A 19,776-nucleotide genomic window follows, 5' to 3' on the forward strand; every position below is an offset into this window, starting at 1 on the left:
GCGTCGAGGGTGTCGGGTCAGTGGGTGCGGTTCGCTTCGCAGGGGGACGCAGGAGGGACGTGTCGGACCCGCGGAGACCGGCTGGTCAGGGAGTGAGTCCTGCATCGCGTGCCAGGAGTGCGGCTTGGACGCGGTTGGTGACGTCCAGCGCGGTCAGGATGCGGCTGACATGGGCCTTGACGGTACTTTCGCGCATGGCGAGGTGGGTGGCGATGTCGGCATTGGTGTCGCCTCGGGCGAGCCGTGCGAGGACATCGCGTTCGCGCGGGGTGAGCCGTTTCAGCCGGGCCCGGGCCGTGGTGGTCCGGGGCTGGTTGGCCGCGTGGTAGCGGTCGATGACGCGGCGGGCCGCGGCGGGGTGGAGCATGGCCGAGCCCGCGGCCACCAGGTGGACGGCGCGCAGGATTTCGGCCGGGTCGGTGTCCTTGAGCAGGAAACCGTCGGCTCCGGCGGCCAGGGCGTTGTAGACGTACTCGTCGAGATCGAATGTGGTCAGCGTGATCACCTTCGGAGGGTGGGGCAGGGCTCGCAGCCGCGTGGTCGCGGCGATACCGTCCATGCGGGGCATGCGGACATCGACGAGGGCCACATCGATGCGGTGGGCGGTGGCCTGCTCGATGGCCTGGAGACCGTTGGCTGCCTGGGCGGTCACCTCGATGTCCGGGTCGCCGTCGAGGAGGTCGGCCAGGCCGAGGCGGACCAGGGCGTCGTCGTCGGCGATCATGGCGTGGATCATGCGGGATCGCCGCTCTGTCCGAGGTCAAGGGGGTGGGGGATGCGGGCGGCCACGCGCCAGGCGCCCGCGCCGGCGGGGCCGGCGTGCAGGTATCCGCCCAGGGCGGTGACGCGTTCGCGCAGGCCGATGAGTCCGTAGCGGGAGTCGACGGCTACGGTACCGACGGTGCTGGCGGTGTTGGTGATCTCGACCAGGGTGGCCGGCGTCCGGTAGTCGACGCGCACCGTCACCATGGCGCCGTCGGCGTGCTTGCGGACATTGGTCAATGCTTCCTGGACGATGCGGTACACGGCCAGGCGGTGGGTGGTGGGGACCTGTTCCGGCCGGCCCTGGGCCGTCAGGTGGACGGACTGGCCGGCGGCGCGGGCTTCGTCGACCAGGTCCTGAACGTCCATGAGGACTGGGGGGAGCGCGGCCTGGGGTTGTGCGTCGGGCTCGCGCAGGGCCCCGAGTACGTCGCGCAGGTCGTTGAGAGCTTCGGTGGAGGCGGTGCGCAGCAGGCCGAGTCGTTCAGTCACCGGGGCGGGCAGTGCGTCGCCCTTGGTGGCCAGCACACCGGTGTGCAGGGCGATCAGGCTGAGCCGATGGGCAAGCACATCGTGCATCTCCGCCGCGATACGGGACCGTTCCGCCACACGGGCGGCCTCCTCGCGCAGTTGCGCCTCCACGCGCAGATGCTCCATCTCGGAGGCCAGCGCCCGCATCAGACGCCGCCGATTGCCGAGCCACAGTCCGACGACGAGGGCGAACGGCCACGTGACCAGCACGGTCAAATAGGCTCCGTCCACAGAGAACCGGGTCGGGGGGAAGCCGAGCAGATTGACGCTCAAGGCGACTGTGGCACAGACCGCTGCCGTACGCCTCCGGCGCGCCACCGCCAGGTCGAACATGACGACGGCCAGCAGCAAGATGGTGAGCGAACCCCACCACGTGGTGACAGCGGTCACTACCACCGGCGACACAGGCCACCGCCATCGCGGCACCAGCAAGACCACTGCGCACACGAGCGCTGAGGCGGCGGCCGGTATCACATACCTTTCGCCACTGACGGACACGCTTTTCGTGACGGTCACCAGCACGCCGAATGCCACGACCCCTGCCCGCGCGCCGACGGCAGCCCACCTGGAGATCTTGCCTGTATCCACCTTGGCAAACCTAGACCGTGCAGCTCTGCTCTCCACCCACGATCGTGCACGCTCACCCCCTACTTTCGTAGGGGGAACCCGCCGTACAACGGCGGATTCGCGGCCGGACGCGGATTCTTAACGTTCATTCCATGAATGACTGGACCACGTCCCACGAACGCGTCCTGGCCCAGCGTCAGGCCGAAGGCTGGATGTTTCTGATCGAGGCGGCTCGCGATATGCGGACCACCGGTGCCATCGCTCCCAGCGGCAACGCTCTGTGCCGCGTTCTGACCGGCCCTGTCCGGGCCCTGCCGCCCGGCCCCCTCGCAGTCCTGGAGGCTGGGGCCGGCACCGGAGCGACAACTCGGGCCCTGATCCCTCACCTGTCCCGCGGCAGCCACCTTGACATCGTCGAGGCCAACCCGCGCTTCGCCGCCCGTCTGGATCGCCTCGTCGCCACTCACCTGCACCTGGCCGGCCACGCCGTGGAGGCAAGGGTGCACCAGGCCCATGTCGAGGAGTTCGACGTAGGCCGACGCTACGACGTCATCATCTCCGGCCTGCCCCTGACCAACTTCACCCCTGCGCAGGTCGAACGCATCATGTCCCGTTACATGGAACTGCTGCACCCCGGAGGCACACTCGCCTACTACGCCTACCTCGGCACCCGCACAGCCCGCACCCTGATGACCTCGCGCGCCGAAACGCGCCGCCACGCCGCAGTGGACGAGATCATGACCGCCTACCGGCGCGCTTACGCCGCCTGCCGCTGGACGGTCTGGGCCAACCTGCCGCCGGCGCATGTCTGGCACCTGCAGCGTCCCCCGGCCGACTCGGGCCTTCCCCAACAGCACACCGGCGAGGTCCGGCGGTGAACATGCTCATCAACACCCTCGGTCACCTCTCGCCGAGCCTGGTCTACACAGTGGTGGCTGCGGCCGCGCTGGCCGAATCGATCCTCCTGATCGGCGCGTTCGTCCCCACGCTGACCCTGCTCATGACCGCCGGAGTACTCGCCCGCACCGGCCAGGTCAGCCTTCCTCTCGTCATCGCGGTCGCGGCCGGGGCCGCGGCAGCGGGTGACTTCCTCGCCCACCGCACCGGCGGCTTCCTCGGTCACCGACTGCGCACCGGCCGGGTCGGCCGTCGCATTCCGGCCGCCCTCTGGGACCGGGCCGAGACGCTGATGACACGCCACGGCGGCCGGGCCGTCTTCCTCGCCCGCTTCCTGCCGGTGCTCCGCACCCTTGCTCCGCACTTCGCGGGCGCCACCCGACTCCCTTACCGCCGCATCGCTCCCTACAGCGTCACCGCCGCCTGCCTGTGGGCCACAGCCGAAGTCGGCGTCGGGTATGCCGCCGCGATCTCCCTCCAACACATCCTCACCATGAGTGGCCCCGCGACAGCCGTCATCGCCCTGATCGTCTTGGGGGCCGCACTCCTGTGGCGCCACGTTGCCCGGCGCCCACGAAGCGCCACCTCCCCTGCTCCCGGTGACCGCGGCCGTCGGGACCGCAGGCCGGACGAGACCACGAGTCAAACCCGATTGCCGGAGGAACCTCACCCCGCATGTGCTGCGCAGTCACCGTCACCAGCGTCGTCGGCGAACTCGCTGCTCTCGGCTACGAGGTGGTCATCGGCATTCGCGACCCCGAGACACCCGCACCGAGTCCCACGGGGTTTCCCTTGTAGGTGACGAGCGTGCTGCGAGGGAAGTCTGGGTCATGGCACAGAAACGTCAGCCGTCCGACCCGGAGTTCCGTTGACGCATTGATCCGGCGATGGGGCCGGGTATGGAGGTGTGCCACACCTCTGCGGACGCATGCCCCAGCGAGTGCCTGTATTCGTGCGCTGCCACCGCTATTTAGCATCGGATCGCCACACGTGGTGTGGGTACCTGCGGCACCGCCCGACACCGGGACGGCGCCGATGGAACAGCGGGCGTATATCGCGGGGATCGGCATGGTCCCGGCCCACCAAGCGGCGAGGGCTGTCCGTCAAGGCGCAAACGCAGCGCCACAGGCCGGAAGTTGCCCAGGCGTCCCGGAAGCTCACGCCCGGACCCACGAGGTGGCCTCGGCGCAAAAACAGGGTTTCCGTGCTTCCGTTTGAAGGGATTGACAGTGCAACTGCTCGCGGGCATGCGGCCGCCGCCGCAGTCCCTCTCTGACGCAGCTTTGATGCATGCGGTCCGCACCGGCGAAGTCGATTGCTTTCGGCATCTGTATCGCCGCCACTGCTCCGCCGTACAGGCCTACGCCCTTCAGTGCCTCGCGAGTCCACTGCATGCGCGCGAGGTGACATGGCATGTCTTTGCCGGCCTGCTGCACCAGCTGCTGTCCGGTGAGCCCATTGCGGACCGTCGTCATCGCGGCTGCTTACGGCTCCAGTTACTGGCGAACGTACGCACGACCGCGATCACGAGCTGGCACCTGGAACCTGAAATACTGTCACCGCACTTCAGGGACTGGGTCTCGGCAGGATCCCGGTGGCCCTGGGACGATAACGGCCAGTTGGCTATCGCATTCGAGCGTCTGTCCGCGACCACCCGGTGTCTGCTGTGGCACTCGGTGGTCGAAGGGGACGCGTCCCCTTTGACGGCCAGTATCACAGGGTTGCTCCCCCGTGCCGTTCCGACTGCAAGTGACCGGGCCAGAAGCACACTGCGCCAGTTCCGCACCGCCCTGCATCTAGAGCGGGTGGAGCGTGGGGCCTGCAGGAATGTGATCGGCCACATGGCCTTGTGGCCCGATGCACCCCCGGACGACGACCATCTCCGCGCATGTTCCGCCTGCTTGAGCGTCCACACGGACGCCACCCAGCTCGACCAGCAACTGCAAGCGCGATTGCCATTGGGGTTGTTGGGATGGTGGACCGGCGAACCTTACCTGCAGGCGAAGACCGCCATCCCCGTTCCTTGGGGCGACCCGCCCTTCCTTGAGACACTTCTTGAAAGAACCCGGTCCGGTGTACCCGCCGCGGAGCATTCGGACAGGCGCCTGGCCTCGTCGGACACGTTCCCCTGGCGGCTCTCGTCGGACACGTTCCCTTGGCGCCTGAGGAGGCGCATATCGCTCCTCGTCCGTGGTCGCTTACAGGCTGATGCCACCGCAGAGGCTCCGGACAGACCTGCAGCAACGGCAGGCAGAGCCCCGGGACGCCACAGAGGGAAGAAGCGCGCGCTCGTCCTTACCCGCACCCGAAACAACAGTCGTGATCGGTAGTTTCCTGGTCGGGATTGGCGCGGGCATGTTGCTGACCGCTTGCGACCAAGCGAATGGGCCGCAACCACATCCGCCCTCTGTACTGTCGCATAGCACTGAGGGCCCGCCGTGGCTGGAGCTCGAGCACCCGTCAAGGCCTGTGGAACTGGGTGGTCTGAAGTTCTGGTGGTCGTTGGGGCGCGTCATGTCCCACAGTTGCACGCTGCCGTCAGCACTGCCGACCGCCGGCACGCTGCCATGGGAGGTGAAGGCCAACCCGGTGTCGGCGCCGCCTCGGCGGCCAACTCCTTCAGAGCATCTCCAGGGGCGTGGGCCCGCTGGGCGGCGGGAACGCCTCGTCGAGGGCGTCGAGCGCCTCGGTAGGAAGGTGGAGGTCCACTGCGCCGCGGTTCTCCCGAACGTGGTCGGGTGATCCGGAACGCGGGATCGCGGCGCCCCCCTGTGCCAGCACCCAGGCGAGCGCCACCTGGGCCGGCGTGGCTCCGAGGGCCCGGGCCACGGCACCCAAAGCCTCGACCTTCAGCAGCCGCCCCTGCTCGATCGGGGAGTAGGCCATGACCGTCACCCCGGCCGCGCGGCACCAGGGGAGCAGATCCCACTCGATGCCGCGCCGGGAGAGGTTGTACAGCACCTGGTCGACGGCCGCGGCGTCGCCGCCGGGGAGGGTGGTCAGCTCGACCATGTCGGCGACGTCCAGATTGCTCACGCCCCAGTAACGGATCTTCCCCGCCTCCATCAGGTCGGTGAATCCCGCAAGGGTCTCCTCGAGTGGCCACCGTCCCCGCCAGTGCAGCAGGTAGAGGTCCAGCCGTTCCGCGCGGAGTCGCCGCAGGCTGCCCTCGCAGGCGGCGACGGTGCCCTTCCGGTCGGCGTGGCCGGGCAGCACCTTGCTGACCAGGAAGACCTCTTCCCAGCGTCCCCGGAGGGCCTCCCCGACGAGCTCCTCGGCTGCACCGTCGCCGTACATCTCCGCCGTGTCGACGAGGGTCATGCCCAGGTCCACGCCCAGCCGCAGCGCGGCGATCTCCTGTTCACGCCGGGCCGGGTCCTCGCCCAGGTACCAGGTGCCCTGCCCGAGCGCCGCGATCTCCTCACCGGAGGGGAGCGCGATCGTTCTTGCCGATTCCGCAGACATCTCGGGCCTCCCGTCTGCCGCGGATCCGTGTCACGCGCACCCGCACCGAGTGCCCAGGTCCGCGCCTCCCAGACGGCCGTGTCGCATGCGCCGCGGGCAGGTCAGGAGGGGCGAGCGGACTGCGCCGAAAGCTCGCCGGGACGGGGTACGCGATCGCGCAACGCGACGGCAACCGACACAACGGCGCCGCAGGAGAGGACCGCCGCGAAGCCGATCATCGCGATCTGCACGGCGAAGTGCCGCAGGGCGATGCTGAACAGGACGGACGGCAAGCCCATTCCGAGGTACGCGACGACGAAGAACACGGCGAGGACGCCCGCGCGTGAGGCGGGCTCGGCCACTGAAACGGCACGTTCGACGCCTCCCTTGAACAGCAGACCGGAGCCGGCTCCCGACAGGGACACGGCGACCAGGTAGAGCCAGAGCGCCGGGTGGTAGAGGGCGACGGCGCACAGGACCAGGCCTACCGGGAAGACCACCGCCCCCACGGTCAGGACCCGGGGCAGTGGGAGGCGGCCCAGCACCAGCTGGGCGGCCGCCGCGGAACCGAACATGAGGAAGGCCGCCAGGCCGACCACGAGGTGCGAGTCGGTGTGCAGGGTGCCGTGGAGCACGTTCGCCCCGAGGGAGGAGATCAGGCCGAGGATCGCGAAGGCGAAGGCACCCAGCGCGCCGGCCGCGCCGAACGTCCGCCGGCCGCCAGGGCGCAGGACGAACCTGCTGGGCGGTTCGGCCGCGGGCAGCTCCAGGTCCACGGTCTCCGGGGTGGACAGCACCAGCGCCAGGCACACTGCCATGGCGAGCGTGAAGATCGCCTGGGTGGTGATCAGGGGCGTGGGAAGCCACTCGGCGGCGGCTCCGGCGACCAGGGGCCCTGAGGCCAGGCCGCCGAGGTTGGCGGCGGTGGCCACAATGCCGGGCAGCACCGAACCCGTCCGTTCCGGACGGGCCTCGTGGTGGAGGTCGTGCAGGTACGTCGTCGCGGTCGAGGCCATCAGCCCCAGTCCGACACCGTTCAGGATCCTGCCCGTGATCAGCCCCGGCAGGTCCCGCCACACGATCAGTACGATCGACGCGACGATGCCGACCAGCAGCGCCGGGACGATGATGCGCCGCCGGCCGAGCCGGTCCGACAGGTGTCCCAGTCCGAGGAAGGCGGCCGCTGCGCCCACGACCATCGAGGCGTACGCCACCGTGACCGTGGTCGCGCCGAAGTGGTCCCGGGTCTCGTACAGCGGCCACAGCGGCGTCGGCGCGGTGCCGAAGGCCATCAGCACGGTGAAGGCCACCGCCACGAACCAAAAGCCGGTCGCGTGCGAGGCACGGCGCCGGGCACGGGGCGGCAGGTCGGCGGGAGCGGGTGCAGGGATCCGGTGAGTCGGGTCGCCAGGAGCGTCGACTGTGGGACGGCTCAGCGGCGTCGGAACGGCAGGCAGGGGTACCCCTCCTCGAGCAGAAGTGGATGGCGCTTTCCATCTTCCTCACCAGCCTGGATCATTGCCAACGAATGTTTTTGCTGGGTTCGAGCAATGCGAGTGATACTTCTCGTGTGGAGCTACGTCAGCTGGAGCAGTTCATCGCGGTCGCCGAGGAGCTGAGTTTCACGCGGGCCGCCCGTCGGCTGCACGTGGTGCAGTCCGGGGTGTCCGCCGCGATCCGCTCCCTGGAGCGCGAGCTCGGCTGCGCGCTGTTCGAGCGCACGTCGCAGCAGGTCCGGCTCACCGGGGCGGGCGCCGCGCTGCTGCCAGAGGCTCGGGCCACCCTGCACGCCGCCCAGGCGGCCCAGGACGCCGTACGTGCCGCACAGGACACGCTGCGCGGCACGGTGAATGTGGGCGCCATGGCCTCGGTGGAGGTGGTGGACCTGCCTGCGCTCCTCGGGCAGCTGCACGCGCGGCATCCGGCGATCGACGTCCGTCTGCGGCTGGCGACGACCGGATCGGCCGGACTGGCGCACGCTCTGCAAAGCGGGGACCTGGACGTGGCCTTCCTGTCGCTGCCGGAGCACAAACCCGCCGGGATCGACGCACGGGAACTGGCCACCGTGCCGCTCGTCCTGGTGGTGAGCGCCGCCCATCCGCTCGCGCAGCGGGGGGAGGTGGCACTTGCGGACCTCGCGGGGGAGCCCTTCGTGGACTTCCCGCCGGGCTACGGCAACCGCGAGGTGGTCGACCGGGCGTTCGCGGCGGCGGGCGTCGTACGCCGGGTGGCACTGGAAGTGCCCGACATCGACATGGGGGCGGCACTGGTCCGGCACGGTCTCGGCATCGCTTTCCTGCCCGCCTTCGCCGTCGCCCGCACCCCCGGCCTGCACGTCCTGGACGTGCACGGCACCATGCTCCGCTGGAGCATGCATCTCGGCACGTCGTCGGCCCGGCGGCCCAGCTCGGCCCTGCGGGCGCTGCTCGACCTGGTCGACCTCCACGTCCTCGCCCTGTGACGCCCGGGCCGCGGCCCGGGCGCCACCCGTCGGCGGTGTCCGGCGCCCTTGCGTCGGCCTCGCTCCGGCCGCGACATCTGCCGCAGCATCCGCTGACGCTCACGCTGCCGTCGTCCATAGGCGGCGTCGGGCGCCTTCTCGTCCCCTTCGAGGCTGGTGCCGAAGGCCCCGCCGATCATCGCGATGGCGGTGATGAACCAAGGCCTCCTCTTCTGGCGCGACGCGGCCTCCCTGGATCAAACCGAGGGAGGGCCACCCACCCACCCACTGCAGCGCAGAAGCAGGGCCTCGGTGCCGGACTCCACGTTCTCTCGGGCCATGACTGCGGGACCACGGCAGCGCGTGGGCCGGCGCTCACCCCTTACGGCCGTGTCAGCCGGTCTGCCCATCAACTCCGCTTCCAGGCACACACATTCGAGCTGGGTCGGGATCAGTCCGACGCGTCGGGCGTGTACCAATCCGCCTGGTCTTCAGGGAAGTTTGTGGGCGAGGACGTCGAGTCGCTCGACGGAAGGCGGTTGGGCGAACAGTTCGCCGGCCCGTTCCGTCAGGGCGCTGCCCAGGCGGCCGGCGAGGTGGGCCTGGCGCGCGTCGTCGTCGGGGAAGGCGTCGAAGATGGCGAAGGTGGACGAGCTCAGGCGCACGGCGAACCAGGCGACGGTGCCAGGCTCCTCCTGCACAAGGGCAAGGCCCTCGCGGAGAAGGGCAGCGACCTCTTCCTCTTTGCCGGGCAGGGCCTCGACCTGTACGTGCAGCGCGACGTTGATGTCGGCCATGAAAGGGCTCCTTTCCGATGCTCGGCCGCCCGGGAGCGGCCGGCACCGAAGTGACCGGTTGGCGTCGAACGGGTCTCCTGTAGACCGCATCGACGCCTCGTAGTCTCTCTTTTTGCCCCATTTAGCGAATATGTGAACATGTATGTGTGGGTTTGATCGGTGGCTGCACCGCGCTGCATGCAGCGCCACTTCCGAAGCATCTCTCAGCTTGTCCTCGCGTGTTCGGCGTCAACACGTTCGTATGGACCTCTCCGCTGACGACGCCTCAGTTGTCCGACCTCGCCGAGAAGATCGCCGACTGGGAGTTCGGAGCGATCGAGCTGCCCCTCGAGCAGGTCGGAGACTGGGACGCCGAATCGACCGCCGAGATCTTGAGCCGGCATGAGCTGCGGCCGGTGCTGTGCGCCGTCATGCCACCAGGCCGGGATCTGGTGGCCTCCTCACCCGACGTCGTCAGCGCGACCCAGGCGCACCTCCTGAAGTGCGTCGACGTCGCCCAGCAGATCGGCGCGGCCCACGTCGTAGGGCCCATCTACGCGGCCGTCGGCCGCACGTGGTGGGCGACGGCCGACGAACGGGTCGCGACGCCCCGGGAGGGGCGCGAACGGTTGCGGCCCATCGCGGACTACGCGGGTGAGCGTGGTGTACGGCTGGGCGTCGAACCGCTGAACCGGTACGAGGCACGCCCGGCCGTGACCACCTTGACCGGCCCGGCGTGAGCTAGACACCGACTTTGACCAGTTTGAGCGTCCGCCGAGGTCACAGGCGACTTGTTCGAGCGTCGGGCTGACCCGCTGCACCGGCCCTCCGGGTGACCGTGGTCAGGGCCGCCCGTCCAGGATGATCTTCCAGACGCGCGTTGCCACCTGCAGATTGAGCCGGGTGTCCACATCTGCCAGGTCGCTGTCGCTGATCTCACGGATGCGCTGCAGCCGGTAGCGCAGGGTGCTGCGGTGGACCGTCAGCGCGGCGGCCGCATCGTCGTAGTTGCCTCCGTAGTCGAAGTAGCGCGAGAGCGTTTCCACCAACTCCGTGTCGTGCTCTGCGTCGTAGTCGATCAGGTGGCCGAGCCACTCTCGCACGAAGCCTTCGAGTTCTCGGAGATCGTTGCCGGGCCCCAGGATCCGGTACAGCCCGAGGTCGTCGAAGAACGTCGTGCCGCTGCGCTGGCGGGAGTTCTGCCGCACCTCCAGGGCCCGCAGTGCCTCCTGGTAGCAGCGGGGAACGCCGTCCGGGGAGTCGCAGCGGGTGCTCACCCCGATCGCGCCGCCGGGCGTCCCCAGCTCATGGGCCAGCGCCGTGTGCACGGCATCGTCGTCGGGCCTTGCTTCGGTCAGCAGGACCACACGGTCGCCGCGACGGGTGATCAGCGGCCGCGCCGCCGTGGTGGCCGTCGCTTGCTCGACGGCCCGGGTGAAGGAGTCGTCTGCGGCGTTTCCCGGCCAGTGCACCACGACCACGTAATGGCTGCGTTGCAGATCGTGGCCGAGGGCTTCGGCGCGGGCGTAGGCGCTCGTCTCGTCAGTGCCCTCCAGCAGGTCGTCGATCAGCTGGCGGCGCAGCCGCAGTTCGACCTCGGTGAGCTCGCGCATATGCAGGAGCTCCTGAGCGAGCAAGCGCTGGGCGTGATCCAAGGCGAACATGGTGTGCTCGTCGGCCGTCGCCTCGGGGTCCTCGAGGGCGAGTACGCCGAGGAGGTCGCCGCGCGGCCGGGCCAGGGCGATCAGCTGGGCCTTGACCCTGACCGGGCCCGCCTCGCGCGCGACCTGCCCCAGCATCTCTTCCTGGTAGGTCGAGGACCGCACCGGATAAGGGTCGGGCCGGTCGGGACCGGCCCAGGACCTCAGGTTGCCGAACCGGTCCTCGATGAGCGCCGACAGCCCGGTGAGCTCGTACAGCGCTTGGGTGATGGCGTCCTCGCCGCCGCCTCGGGCAGCGACACGGGCGAGGGTCTCGTGCACCGTCTTCTGCAGGTGCAGCTTGGAGCGCATTGCGTCCAGCTGCCGCAGTGCGGTGTCCCGTTCGGTGCGGAGTCGGCTCAGTTCGCCGGCGTCGTCGTGCTGCGAGGCGCGCGTGGCCGCCAGTGACAGGGCCGCCGATGTGAGTCCCACGAGGGTCGAGAGGAGGAAGTGCCCCTCCTCGTCGGGTCCGGAGTGGGAGGAGACCACGATGTAGCCGAGCAGACCGCCGGCCCCGCGCAGGCCGAACGCCCAGTTCCAGGACCGCTCCGGAAGGGACACGGAGCCGTCAGCCTCGCCCAGCTCCTTCATGCCTGCGTCGTCGACCGGTGGCGCTCCCGCGTCCTGGCCGGGGACGCGAGACAAACCGTCGCCCGTCGCGAGGTATCCGGCCTCGGCCTTGTAGGAACCAAGGGCACTGACATGCCGCATGGCCAGACGCACGATCTCACTCTGCTCCACACAGGTGAACAGGGTGCGGGACAGCACCAGCAGCCCGTGTGGGTCCAGCACCGCGAGCGGACGGGGGTCGCGCCGTTCGGTGCCCGCGGTGTCGCTCGGGAGGCGGGACGCTTCGTGGCCGAAGACGTCAGGGGACAACCTCTGTGACGGACGGCAGGCCATAGATCACTCCGTTCTCCGGTCATCGGAGGCGATCAAGCGAATCGTGGGATCCACGCCTGGGCGAGGCCCGCGTACCCAGCCTAGGCAAGGTCATCCGGCTTGTCGGGATTTGGCCTTGTTCTCATGGAGTGACCGAGTGCGTCGATTTCTGACCTGCCGGGTGCAGGCGGAGCGGACTGCCCGCTTGCCACTCTGGGGTTGCCCGGGATCGCCCGGGTACACCGGTGGCCGTGGCGGGAAGGACTGGCTGATGAACGAGCAGGCCCGCAGGGCCATCGCCTCGTACAGCACCTACCAGAAGGCGGAACGCGCCGTCGATCACCTTTCCGATCAGGTTTTTCCCGTCGAGAGGGTCATCGGGCAGGACGTGCGCCTGGTCGAGCAGGTGACCGGCCGCATGGGACGTGGCGGGGCCGCCCTGCACGGCGCGGCGAGCGCCGCCCTGTCCGGCGCACTGTTGGGATGGATCTTCGGGCTGCCGAACTGGCTGGCCCCGGTCGTGTCGGCACTGCTCCTGGCCCTGTACGGGCCGGTTTTCGGAGCACTCGTCGGCGCTCTGCTCGGCCTGCAGGTGTACGCGGCCCAGCGTGGCCGCCGGGACTTCGCCTCGGTGAGTTTCATGCAGCCCGGCCGGTATGACGTCGTCGCCGACGACGCGGTCGCCGACGAGGCGGTGCGGCTGCTGGCCGAGCTGCCCAGCGGGACCGGCACCAGCACACGCAGCGGGGCTTGGACGAGCAGCCGCCCGCGGAGCGGTCCCGCCGTCACCTGAGCGATTGCGGAAGACGGGCGCGGCTCCGAGGGCGCACGGGGGCCGCCCGTCGCGGAAGGAGTTCCTCATGGCCAAGGCAGTAGGCATCGACCTGGGCACCACGAACTCGGTGATCGCCGTCTGGGAGGGCGGCGAGCCGACCGTCATACCCAACAGCGAGGGCAACCGCACGACGCCGTCCGTGGTGGCCTTCACCGACACCGGCGAGCGCCTGGTGGGCCAGCTGGCCCGCCGACAGGCGATCCTCAACCCCAAGGGCACCATCTACTCGGCCAAGCGGTTCATCGGCCGGCACTTCGACGAGATCTCCGAAGAGGCCAAGGCCGTCGCGTACGACGTGGTCGAGGGAGACGGCGGGGCGGCCCGTTTCAAGGTGCGCGACAAGCTCTACGCGCCCGAGGAGATCAGCGCGCAGGTGCTGCGCAAGCTCGCCGACGACGCCTCCAAGCAGCTGGGAGAGCGGGTCACGGAGGCGGTCATCACGGTGCCCGCCTACTTCAACGACGCCCAGCGCACCGCCACCAAGGACGCCGGACGGATCGCCGGCCTGGAAGTGCTGCGGATCATCAACGAGCCGACGGCGGCCGCCCTCGCCTACGGCATGGACAAGAAGCAGCACGAGACGGTGCTCGTCTTCGACCTGGGCGGCGGCACCTTCGACGTCAGCATCCTCGATGTCGGCGACGGCGTGGTGGAGGTACGGTCCACGGCGGGCGACAGCCATCTGGGCGGCGACGACTTCGACCGCCGGCTGGTCGACCAGCTCGCCGACGGCTTCCAGAAGGAGAACGGCATCGATCTGCGCAAGGACCCGCAGGCCCTGCAACGACTCTTCGAGGCCGCCGAGAAGGCCAAGACCGAGCTCAGCTCGGTGACCCAGACGCAGGTCAGCCTGCCCTTCATCACGGCCGACGCCTCCGGGCCCAAGCACCTGACCACGACGATCATGCGGTCCACGTTCGAGCAGATCACCGGCGACCTGGTGGAGCGCTGCCTGGGCCCGGTGCGTCAGGCCATGGACGACGCCAAGGTCAGTGACAACGACATCGACGAGGTCATCCTCGTCGGCGGCTCCACCCGCATCCCCGCCGTCCAGGCCCTGGTGCGGAGGCTGACCGGCGGCAAGGAGCCCAACATGAGCGTCAACCCCGACGAGGTCGTGGCGATGGGCGCCGCGATCCAGGCCGGGGTCCTCAAGGGCGAGGTCAAGGATGTCCTGCTGCTCGATGTCACCCCGTTGTCGTTGGGCGTGGAGACGCGCGGCGGCGTGATGACGAAGATCATCGAGCGGAACACCACCATCCCGGTTCGCCGCTCCGAGACCTTCTCCACCGCCGAGGACAACCAGCCCGCCGTCGACGTCGTCGTCCTGCAGGGCGAGCGGGAGAGGGCCGCCGACAACCGGGTCCTGGGTCGCTTCCAGCTCACCGACATCCGCCCCGCGCCGCGCGGTGAGCCGCAGATCGAGGTCATCTTCGACATCGACGCCAACGGCATCCTCAACGTCACCGCACGGGACAAGGACACCGGCAAGGAGCAGGGCATCACCATCAGCGAGAGTTCCAACCTCGACCGCAGCGAGGTCGAGCGGATGGTCCAGGAAGCCGAACGCAACCGCGGCGAGGACCAGGCCCTGCGCGAGGCAGTCGACGCCCGCAACGAACTGGACGCCATCGCCTACCAGGTCGAAAAGCGCCTCGGCGAGCTCGGCGACGCCGCGCCCGCACACGAGAAGGCCCGCGCCGACATGCTGGTGGCCGAGGCCCGCGAGGCGGTCAAGAACGAGGCCGGGGCGGACAAGGTCCGGCCGCTGACGTCCGAACTCCAGCAGGTCTTCGCGGGGCTCGCGGCTCACCAGACGGAAGCCGCCGCGGGCGGTCCGGCGGGCACCGGCTCACCGGACGGATCCAGTTCCGGCGGGGCCGCGCCGGGCGGCGCCGGGGGCGACGACGATGTGATCGACGCCGAGTTCGACAAGGGCTGAGGTGCCCGCCATGCCCATCCCACCCCGGGGCCGAGAGCCCGACCCGCCACCGGAAGGCGCCGTACAGCCGCCGCGCGGGGACCTTGAGCAGCCCGGACCGCCGACCGAGGAGGCCGAGCCTGGGCCCGACGCAGCAACCGGCGCCGCCGCACCCGACGACGAATACGCAGCCGCGCTGCGAGAGGCCGAGGACCGCTGGCGCCGCGCCCTGGCCGACCTCGACAACCTGCGCAAACGCCACGCCAGGGAGCTGGAGCGGGTGGCCGGGGCCGAACGTGCCCGTACGGCTGCGGCCTTCCTGCCCGTCATCGACAACCTGGAACTTGCCCTGAGCCACGCGGCCGCCGACCCCGGTGCGATTGTCGAAGGTGTCCGGGCTGTGCGTGACCAGGCCGTGAACGTCCTGGAGCGGCTGGGCTACCCGCGTCACGCAGAGAAGGGCGTGTCGTTCGACCCGGCCCGGCACGAAGTGGTCGGCGTGGTCCAGGATCCCGACGCCGATCCGAACACCGTGGTCCAGGTGCTGCGACCCGGTTACGGGGAGGCCGAGCGGCAGCTGCGGCCTGCCGCCGTGACCGTCGCCAAGCGGGAGTGACCGTCCATGGCACGCGACTTCTACGAGGTGCTCGGCGTTCAGCGCACCGCCGACCGGGACGAGATCCAGCGGGCCTACCGCACCCTGGCCCGCAAGTACCACCCCGACGTCAACAAGGACCCCCAGGCGGAGGAGCGGTTCAAGGAGATCAATGAGGCCTTCAGCGTCCTGTCCGATCCGGAGCAGCGAACCCGGTACGACCGCTTCGGCGAGGACTTCCGGAAGGTCCCGGAGGACTGGGAGGAGCGAGTCGCCGCGGGTGCCGGCGCCGGCGCCGGCGCCGGAGCCGGCAGTGGCTTCCGGTGGACCACCGGCGGTGGCCCCCGGGTGCGGTACTCCACGACGGGCTTCGACGGCGAGGGGGTCGACGTCGAGGATCTGTTCGGCTCGCTGTTCGGCGGCGCCGGGCGGATGCGCGTGCCCGGCGCCGACCAGGAGGCCGAACTGCCGCTCACCGTCGAGGAGGCCTATCGGGGCGGCCGCCGTACGGTCACCCTCGCCGGGCCGACCGGGCAGCGGCGCTACCAGGTCGACGTGCCGCCCGGCACCACCGACGGGCAGCGCATCCGGCTAGCCGGGGAGGGCGGGCGCGGGAGCGGCGACGACGCTCCCGCCGGGGACCTGTACCTGAGGGTGCGGATCCAGCCGCACCCCGAGTTCCGGCTCGACGGCCGGGACGTCCACGTGAGGCTTCCGGTCACCCCGTGGGAGGCGGCGCTGGGCGCGACCGTGCCGGTGCGCACGCCGAGCGGTGCCACGGCGAAGGTGACCGTGCCCGCCGGGTCCTCCAGCGGACGGCGCCTGCGGCTGCGCGGCGAGGGCATGCCGGGCCCGCGCGGCGCGAACGGAGACCTGTACGCGGAGTTGCGGATCATGGTGCCGCCTCGGCTGAGCGACCGGGAGCGCGAGCTGCTGGAGGAACTTGCCGCTGTCTCCTCGTTCGACCCCAGGAGGACCTGATGAGCGACCGACCGGCCGAGGCCCGCCCGTCCCACGCACGCACGTACGAGGTGGGCGTGCAGTACGCGATCGTGCCCGTGCCCAGGCTCTCCCTGGAGACCGTGGCCCGCCGCTCAGGCCTCCATCCCGATCTGATCCGTCGGTTCGTCGCCCTCGGACTGGTGGACGCCGGCCGTGACGCCTCCGGACGGCTCGTGTTCGCCCCAACGGCCCCGGCCGCCCTGGCCCGCGTCCAGCGGTTGCGCACCGGCCTGTGCCTGAACTATGCGTCCCTCGGTCTGGTGCTCGACCTGCTCGACCGCATCAGCCTGCTCGAAGCCGCGCTGCGGCGTGCAGGCATGAGGAGTGATCTACCACCATGGACATGAACCGCCTGACCCAGAAGTCACAGGAAGCCCTGCAGGAGGCCCAGAGCGCCGCCGGCCGCCTGGGCCACACCGAGGTCGACGGCGAACATCTGCTGCTCGCCCTCCTCGACCAGGAGGAGGGCCTGATCCCGCGGCTGCTGCAGCAGGCGGGCACCGAGCCCAGGGAGTTGCGCGCGGCCGTACGCGAGGAGCTCTCCCGCCGGCCCAAGGTGACCGGCCCGGGCGCGGCGCCGGGCCAGGTCTTCGTCACCCAGCGCCTGGCCCGGCTGCTGGACGCGGCCGAGCGGGAGGCCAAACGCCTCAAGGACGAGTACGTGTCCGTGGAACACCTGCTGCTGGCGCTGGCCGAGGAGGGCTCGGCGACCGCCGCCGGGCGCCTGCTGAAGGAGCACGGCGTGACCCGGGACTCCTTCCTCGGCGCGCTCACCCAGGTCCGCGGCAACCAGCGCGTGACCTCCGCCAACCCCGAGGTGGCCTACGAGGCCCTGGAGAAGTACGGCCGTGACCTGGTCGCCGAGGCCAAGGCCGGGCGGCTCGACCCCGTCATCGGCCGGGACGCCGAGATCCGCCGCGTCACCCAGATCCTCAGCCGCAAGTCCAAGAACAACCCCGTTCTGATCGGCGACCCCGGCGTCGGTAAGACCGCCATCGTGGAGGGTCTGGCCCAGCGCATCGTGCGCGGTGACGTGCCGGAAGGACTGCGCGACAAGATCGTGTTCGCCCTCGACATGGGCTCCCTGGTCGCCGGCGCCAAGTACCGCGGTGAGTTCGAAGAACGCCTCAAGGCCGTACTGAGCGAGGTCAAGGCCGCCCAGGGGCGCATCCTGCTCTTCGTCGACGAACTGCACACCGTCGTCGGCGCGGGCGCCGCCGAAGGGGCCATGGACGCGGGCAACATGCTCAAGCCGATGCTCGCCCGCGGCGAACTCCACATGATCGGCGCCACCACCCTCGACGAGTACCGCAAGCACATCGAGAAGGACGCCGCCCTCGAACGCCGCTTCCAGCAGGTCCTGGTCGACGAACCCAGCGTGGAGGACACCATCTCCATCCTGCGCGGCCTGCGCGAACGCCTCGAGGTCTTCCACGGCGTCAAGATCCAGGACACCTCGCTGGTAGCGGCGGCGACGCTCTCCCACCGCTACATCACCGACCGTTTCCTGCCCGACAAGGCCATCGACCTCGTCGACGAGGCCTGCGCCCGGCTGCGTACCGAGATCGACTCCATGCCCGCCGAACTCGACGAGATCACCCGCCGGGTGACCCGCCTGGAGATCGAGGAGGCGGCCCTGTCCAAGGAGACCGATCCCGCCAGCAAAACCCGTCTGGAGGAGCTGCGCAGGGAACTGGCCGACCTGCGCGGCGAGGCCGACGCCAAACATGCCCAGTGGGAGGCCGAACGGCAGGCGATCCGCCGCGTGCAGGAGCTGCGCCAGGAACTGGAGCAGGTCCGCCACGAGGCGGAGGAGGCCGAACGCGCCTACGACCTCAACCGCGCCGCCGAACTCCGCTACGGCCGCCTCCAGGAGCTGGAGCGCCGACTCGCCGCAGAGGAGGAGCAACTGGCCGCCAAACAAGGGCAGAACCGGCTGCTGCGCGAGGTCGTCACCGAGGAGGAGATCGCCGAGATCGTCGCCGCCTGGACCGGCATCCCCGTCGCCCGCCTCCAGGAGGGCGAACGCGAGAAACTGCTGCGCCTCGACGAGATACTGCGCGAGCGCGTCATCGGTCAGGACGAGGCCGTCAAGCTCGTCGCCGACGCCGTCATCCGCGCCCGCTCCGGCATCCGCGACCCTCGCCGCCCCATCGGCTCCTTCATCTTCCTCGGCCCCACCGGCGTCGGGAAGACCGAGCTGGCCAAGACCCTCGCCCGGGCCCTGTTCGACTCCGAGGAGAACATGGTCCGCCTCGACATGAGCGAGTACCAGGAGCGGCACACCGTCAGCCGGCTCATGGGGGCCCCGCCCGGATACGTCGGCTACGAGGAAGGCGGCCAGCTCACCGAGGCCGTACGCCGCAAGCCGTACTCGGTCGTGCTGTTCGACGAGATCGAGAAGGCGCACACCGATGTCTTCAACACCCTGCTGCAGATCCTCGATGACGGCCGCATCACCGACGCCCAGGGCCGAACCGTCGACTTCCGCAACACCGTGATCATCATGACGTCCAACATCGGCTCCGAGCACCTCCTCGACGGCGCCACCGCCGAGGGCGAGATCAAGCCGGACGCCCGCGCCCTGGTGATGGGCGAGCTGCGCGGGCACTTCCGCCCGGAGTTCCTCAACCGCGTCGACGACATCGTGCTGTTCAAACCGCTCGGCGAGCGGCAGATCGAGCGGATCGTGGAGCTGCAGTTCGACGAACTGCGCCGCCGCCTCGCCGAACGCCGCATCACCATCGAACTCACCGACGCGGCCCGTGAGTTGATCGCCCACCAGGGCTACGACCCGGTGTACGGGGCCCGCCCGCTGCGGCGTTACATCTCCCACGAGGTCGAGACACTCGTCGGGCGCGCCCTGCTGCGCGGCGACGTCCAGGACGGCGCGAAGGTCCGCGTCGACGCCGAGCACGGAGAACTGGTGGTCACCTACGACCAGCCCGAGGACGTGAAGGGAGCGAGGGCGGCATGAGCACCGTGCAAGCCACCAACGTCACCTGTCCGCACTGCGGGCGCACCAACCGGGTGCCGGCGGTCGCCGAGGGCCGCCCCAGGTGCGGCAACTGCAAGCAGCCGCTGCCGTGGATGGCCGACGCGGGCGACGACGACTTCACCGAGGTCGTCGAGCAGGCCACCGTGCCCGTCGTCGTCGACCTGTGGGCCACCTGGTGCGGCCCCTGCCGCATGGTGAGCCCCGCGCTGGAGAAGGTCGCCGCCGATCTCGCGGGCAAGATCAAACTGGTCAAGGTCGACATCGACAGGAACCCGCGCCTGGCGCGGCGGTTCGAGGTCCAGGCGGTACCGACGCTGCTGGTCCTCGATCAAGGCGAGACGGTCGCCCGGCAGGCGGGGGCGGCGCCCGCCCCCGCTCTGCGCCAGTGGGTGGAACAGTCGATCACGGCCCGGGAAAGGTGATCCG

18 protein-coding genes are annotated in these 19,776 nt (G+C 70.0%); 11 read left to right on the top strand and 7 right to left on the bottom strand.

What is annotated here, in order from left to right:
* Window positions 1-85: 85 nt before the first annotated feature.
* Together ACIBN2_RS38370 and ACIBN2_RS38375 are read right to left on the bottom strand one after the other, a co-directional pair.
* Window positions 86-736, bottom strand: coding sequence for a response regulator (locus ACIBN2_RS38370; RefSeq protein WP_399141635.1), 651 nt, complete (start codon window positions 734-736; stop codon window positions 86-88).
* Window positions 733-1,827: a sensor histidine kinase gene (locus ACIBN2_RS38375; RefSeq protein WP_399141636.1), complete on the bottom strand. Its 1,095-nt coding sequence runs from the start codon at window positions 1,825-1,827 to the stop codon at window positions 733-735. Before ACIBN2_RS38375 ends, ACIBN2_RS38370 begins: the two co-directional genes overlap by 4 nt.
* Window positions 1,828-2,012: 185 nt before the next feature.
* Between ACIBN2_RS38375 and ACIBN2_RS38380 the strand changes: the two genes are divergently transcribed.
* Both ACIBN2_RS38380 and ACIBN2_RS38385 read left to right on the top strand, forming a co-directional pair.
* Complete coding sequence (locus tag ACIBN2_RS38380) at window positions 2,013-2,738, top strand: class I SAM-dependent methyltransferase (RefSeq protein ID WP_399141638.1); 726 nt, start codon at window positions 2,013-2,015, stop codon at window positions 2,736-2,738.
* Window positions 2,739-2,740: 2 nt separating this feature from the next.
* Complete coding sequence (locus ACIBN2_RS38385; protein WP_399141833.1) at window positions 2,741-3,559, top strand: DedA family protein; 819 nt, start codon at window positions 2,741-2,743, stop codon at window positions 3,557-3,559.
* A 355-nt stretch (window positions 3,560-3,914) separates the two neighbouring features.
* Here the strand turns inward: ACIBN2_RS38385 and ACIBN2_RS38390 are convergent, their stop codons facing one another.
* The 3 genes from ACIBN2_RS38390 to ACIBN2_RS38400 form a co-directional block, all read right to left on the bottom strand.
* Window positions 3,915-4,232, bottom strand: coding sequence for a hypothetical protein (locus tag ACIBN2_RS38390; RefSeq protein WP_399141640.1), 318 nt, complete (start codon window positions 4,230-4,232; stop codon window positions 3,915-3,917).
* Between the two features lie 1,144 nt (window positions 4,233-5,376).
* Complete coding sequence (locus ACIBN2_RS38395) at window positions 5,377-6,222, bottom strand: aldo/keto reductase (protein WP_399141642.1); 846 nt, start codon at window positions 6,220-6,222, stop codon at window positions 5,377-5,379.
* Between the two features lie 101 nt (window positions 6,223-6,323).
* On the bottom strand, window positions 6,324-7,511 hold the full coding sequence (locus ACIBN2_RS38400; protein WP_399141644.1) for an MFS transporter: 1,188 nt from the start codon (window positions 7,509-7,511) through the stop codon (window positions 6,324-6,326).
* Window positions 7,512-7,771: 260 nt separating this feature from the next.
* Between ACIBN2_RS38400 and ACIBN2_RS38405 the strand changes: the two genes are divergently transcribed.
* Window positions 7,772-8,662: a LysR family transcriptional regulator gene (locus tag ACIBN2_RS38405; RefSeq protein WP_399141646.1), complete on the top strand. Its 891-nt coding sequence runs from the start codon at window positions 7,772-7,774 to the stop codon at window positions 8,660-8,662.
* Between the two features lie 470 nt (window positions 8,663-9,132).
* Here the strand turns inward: ACIBN2_RS38405 and ACIBN2_RS38410 are convergent, their stop codons facing one another.
* On the bottom strand, window positions 9,133-9,438 hold the full coding sequence (locus tag ACIBN2_RS38410; protein WP_399141648.1) for a putative quinol monooxygenase: 306 nt from the start codon (window positions 9,436-9,438) through the stop codon (window positions 9,133-9,135).
* Window positions 9,439-9,656: 218 nt separating this feature from the next.
* Between ACIBN2_RS38410 and ACIBN2_RS38415 the strand changes: the two genes are divergently transcribed.
* Window positions 9,657-10,157 (top strand): sugar phosphate isomerase/epimerase family protein, encoded by a 501-nt coding sequence (locus ACIBN2_RS38415; protein WP_399141650.1) that lies wholly within the window; start codon window positions 9,657-9,659, stop codon window positions 10,155-10,157.
* A gap of 102 nt (window positions 10,158-10,259) precedes the next feature.
* Here the strand turns inward: ACIBN2_RS38415 and ACIBN2_RS38420 are convergent, their stop codons facing one another.
* Window positions 10,260-11,828, bottom strand: coding sequence for a PucR family transcriptional regulator (locus ACIBN2_RS38420; RefSeq protein ID WP_399141835.1), 1,569 nt, complete (start codon window positions 11,826-11,828; stop codon window positions 10,260-10,262).
* Window positions 11,829-12,270: 442 nt separating this feature from the next.
* Here ACIBN2_RS38420 and ACIBN2_RS38425 point away from each other — a divergent pair, with 442 nt between their 5' ends.
* From ACIBN2_RS38425 to trxA, 7 genes are all read left to right on the top strand, one after another.
* Window positions 12,271-12,792: a general stress protein gene (locus ACIBN2_RS38425; protein WP_399141652.1), complete on the top strand. Its 522-nt coding sequence runs from the start codon at window positions 12,271-12,273 to the stop codon at window positions 12,790-12,792.
* A 67-nt stretch (window positions 12,793-12,859) separates the two neighbouring features.
* Window positions 12,860-14,776 (top strand): molecular chaperone DnaK, encoded by a 1,917-nt coding sequence (gene dnaK, locus ACIBN2_RS38430; RefSeq protein WP_399141654.1) that lies wholly within the window; start codon window positions 12,860-12,862, stop codon window positions 14,774-14,776.
* Between the two features lie 10 nt (window positions 14,777-14,786).
* Window positions 14,787-15,371 (top strand): nucleotide exchange factor GrpE, encoded by a 585-nt coding sequence (gene grpE / locus ACIBN2_RS38435; RefSeq protein ID WP_399141655.1) that lies wholly within the window; start codon window positions 14,787-14,789, stop codon window positions 15,369-15,371.
* Window positions 15,372-15,377: 6 nt separating this feature from the next.
* The gene (locus ACIBN2_RS38440; protein ID WP_399141657.1) at window positions 15,378-16,331 is read left to right on the top strand and encodes a DnaJ C-terminal domain-containing protein; all 954 of its coding nucleotides are present in this window, start codon (window positions 15,378-15,380) and stop codon (window positions 16,329-16,331) included.
* Window positions 16,331-16,699 (top strand): chaperone modulator CbpM, encoded by a 369-nt coding sequence (locus ACIBN2_RS38445; protein WP_399141659.1) that lies wholly within the window; start codon window positions 16,331-16,333, stop codon window positions 16,697-16,699. Before ACIBN2_RS38440 ends, ACIBN2_RS38445 begins: the two co-directional genes overlap by 1 nt.
* Complete coding sequence (gene clpB, locus ACIBN2_RS38450) at window positions 16,690-19,329, top strand: ATP-dependent chaperone ClpB (protein WP_399141661.1); 2,640 nt, start codon at window positions 16,690-16,692, stop codon at window positions 19,327-19,329. Before ACIBN2_RS38445 ends, clpB begins: the two co-directional genes overlap by 10 nt.
* Window positions 19,326-19,772 carry a thioredoxin gene (gene trxA / locus ACIBN2_RS38455; RefSeq protein WP_399141663.1) on the top strand — a complete coding sequence of 149 codons (447 nt, stop codon included), beginning with the start codon at window positions 19,326-19,328 and terminating at the stop codon, window positions 19,770-19,772. The genes clpB and trxA overlap by 4 nt, the downstream gene beginning before the upstream one ends.
* Window positions 19,773-19,776: the final 4 nt, after the last annotated feature.

It is taken from the genome of Streptomyces sp. NPDC050534, assembly GCF_044457745.1.
In the GTDB taxonomy this organism is placed as follows: Bacteria; Actinomycetota; Actinomycetes; order Streptomycetales; family Streptomycetaceae; genus Streptomyces.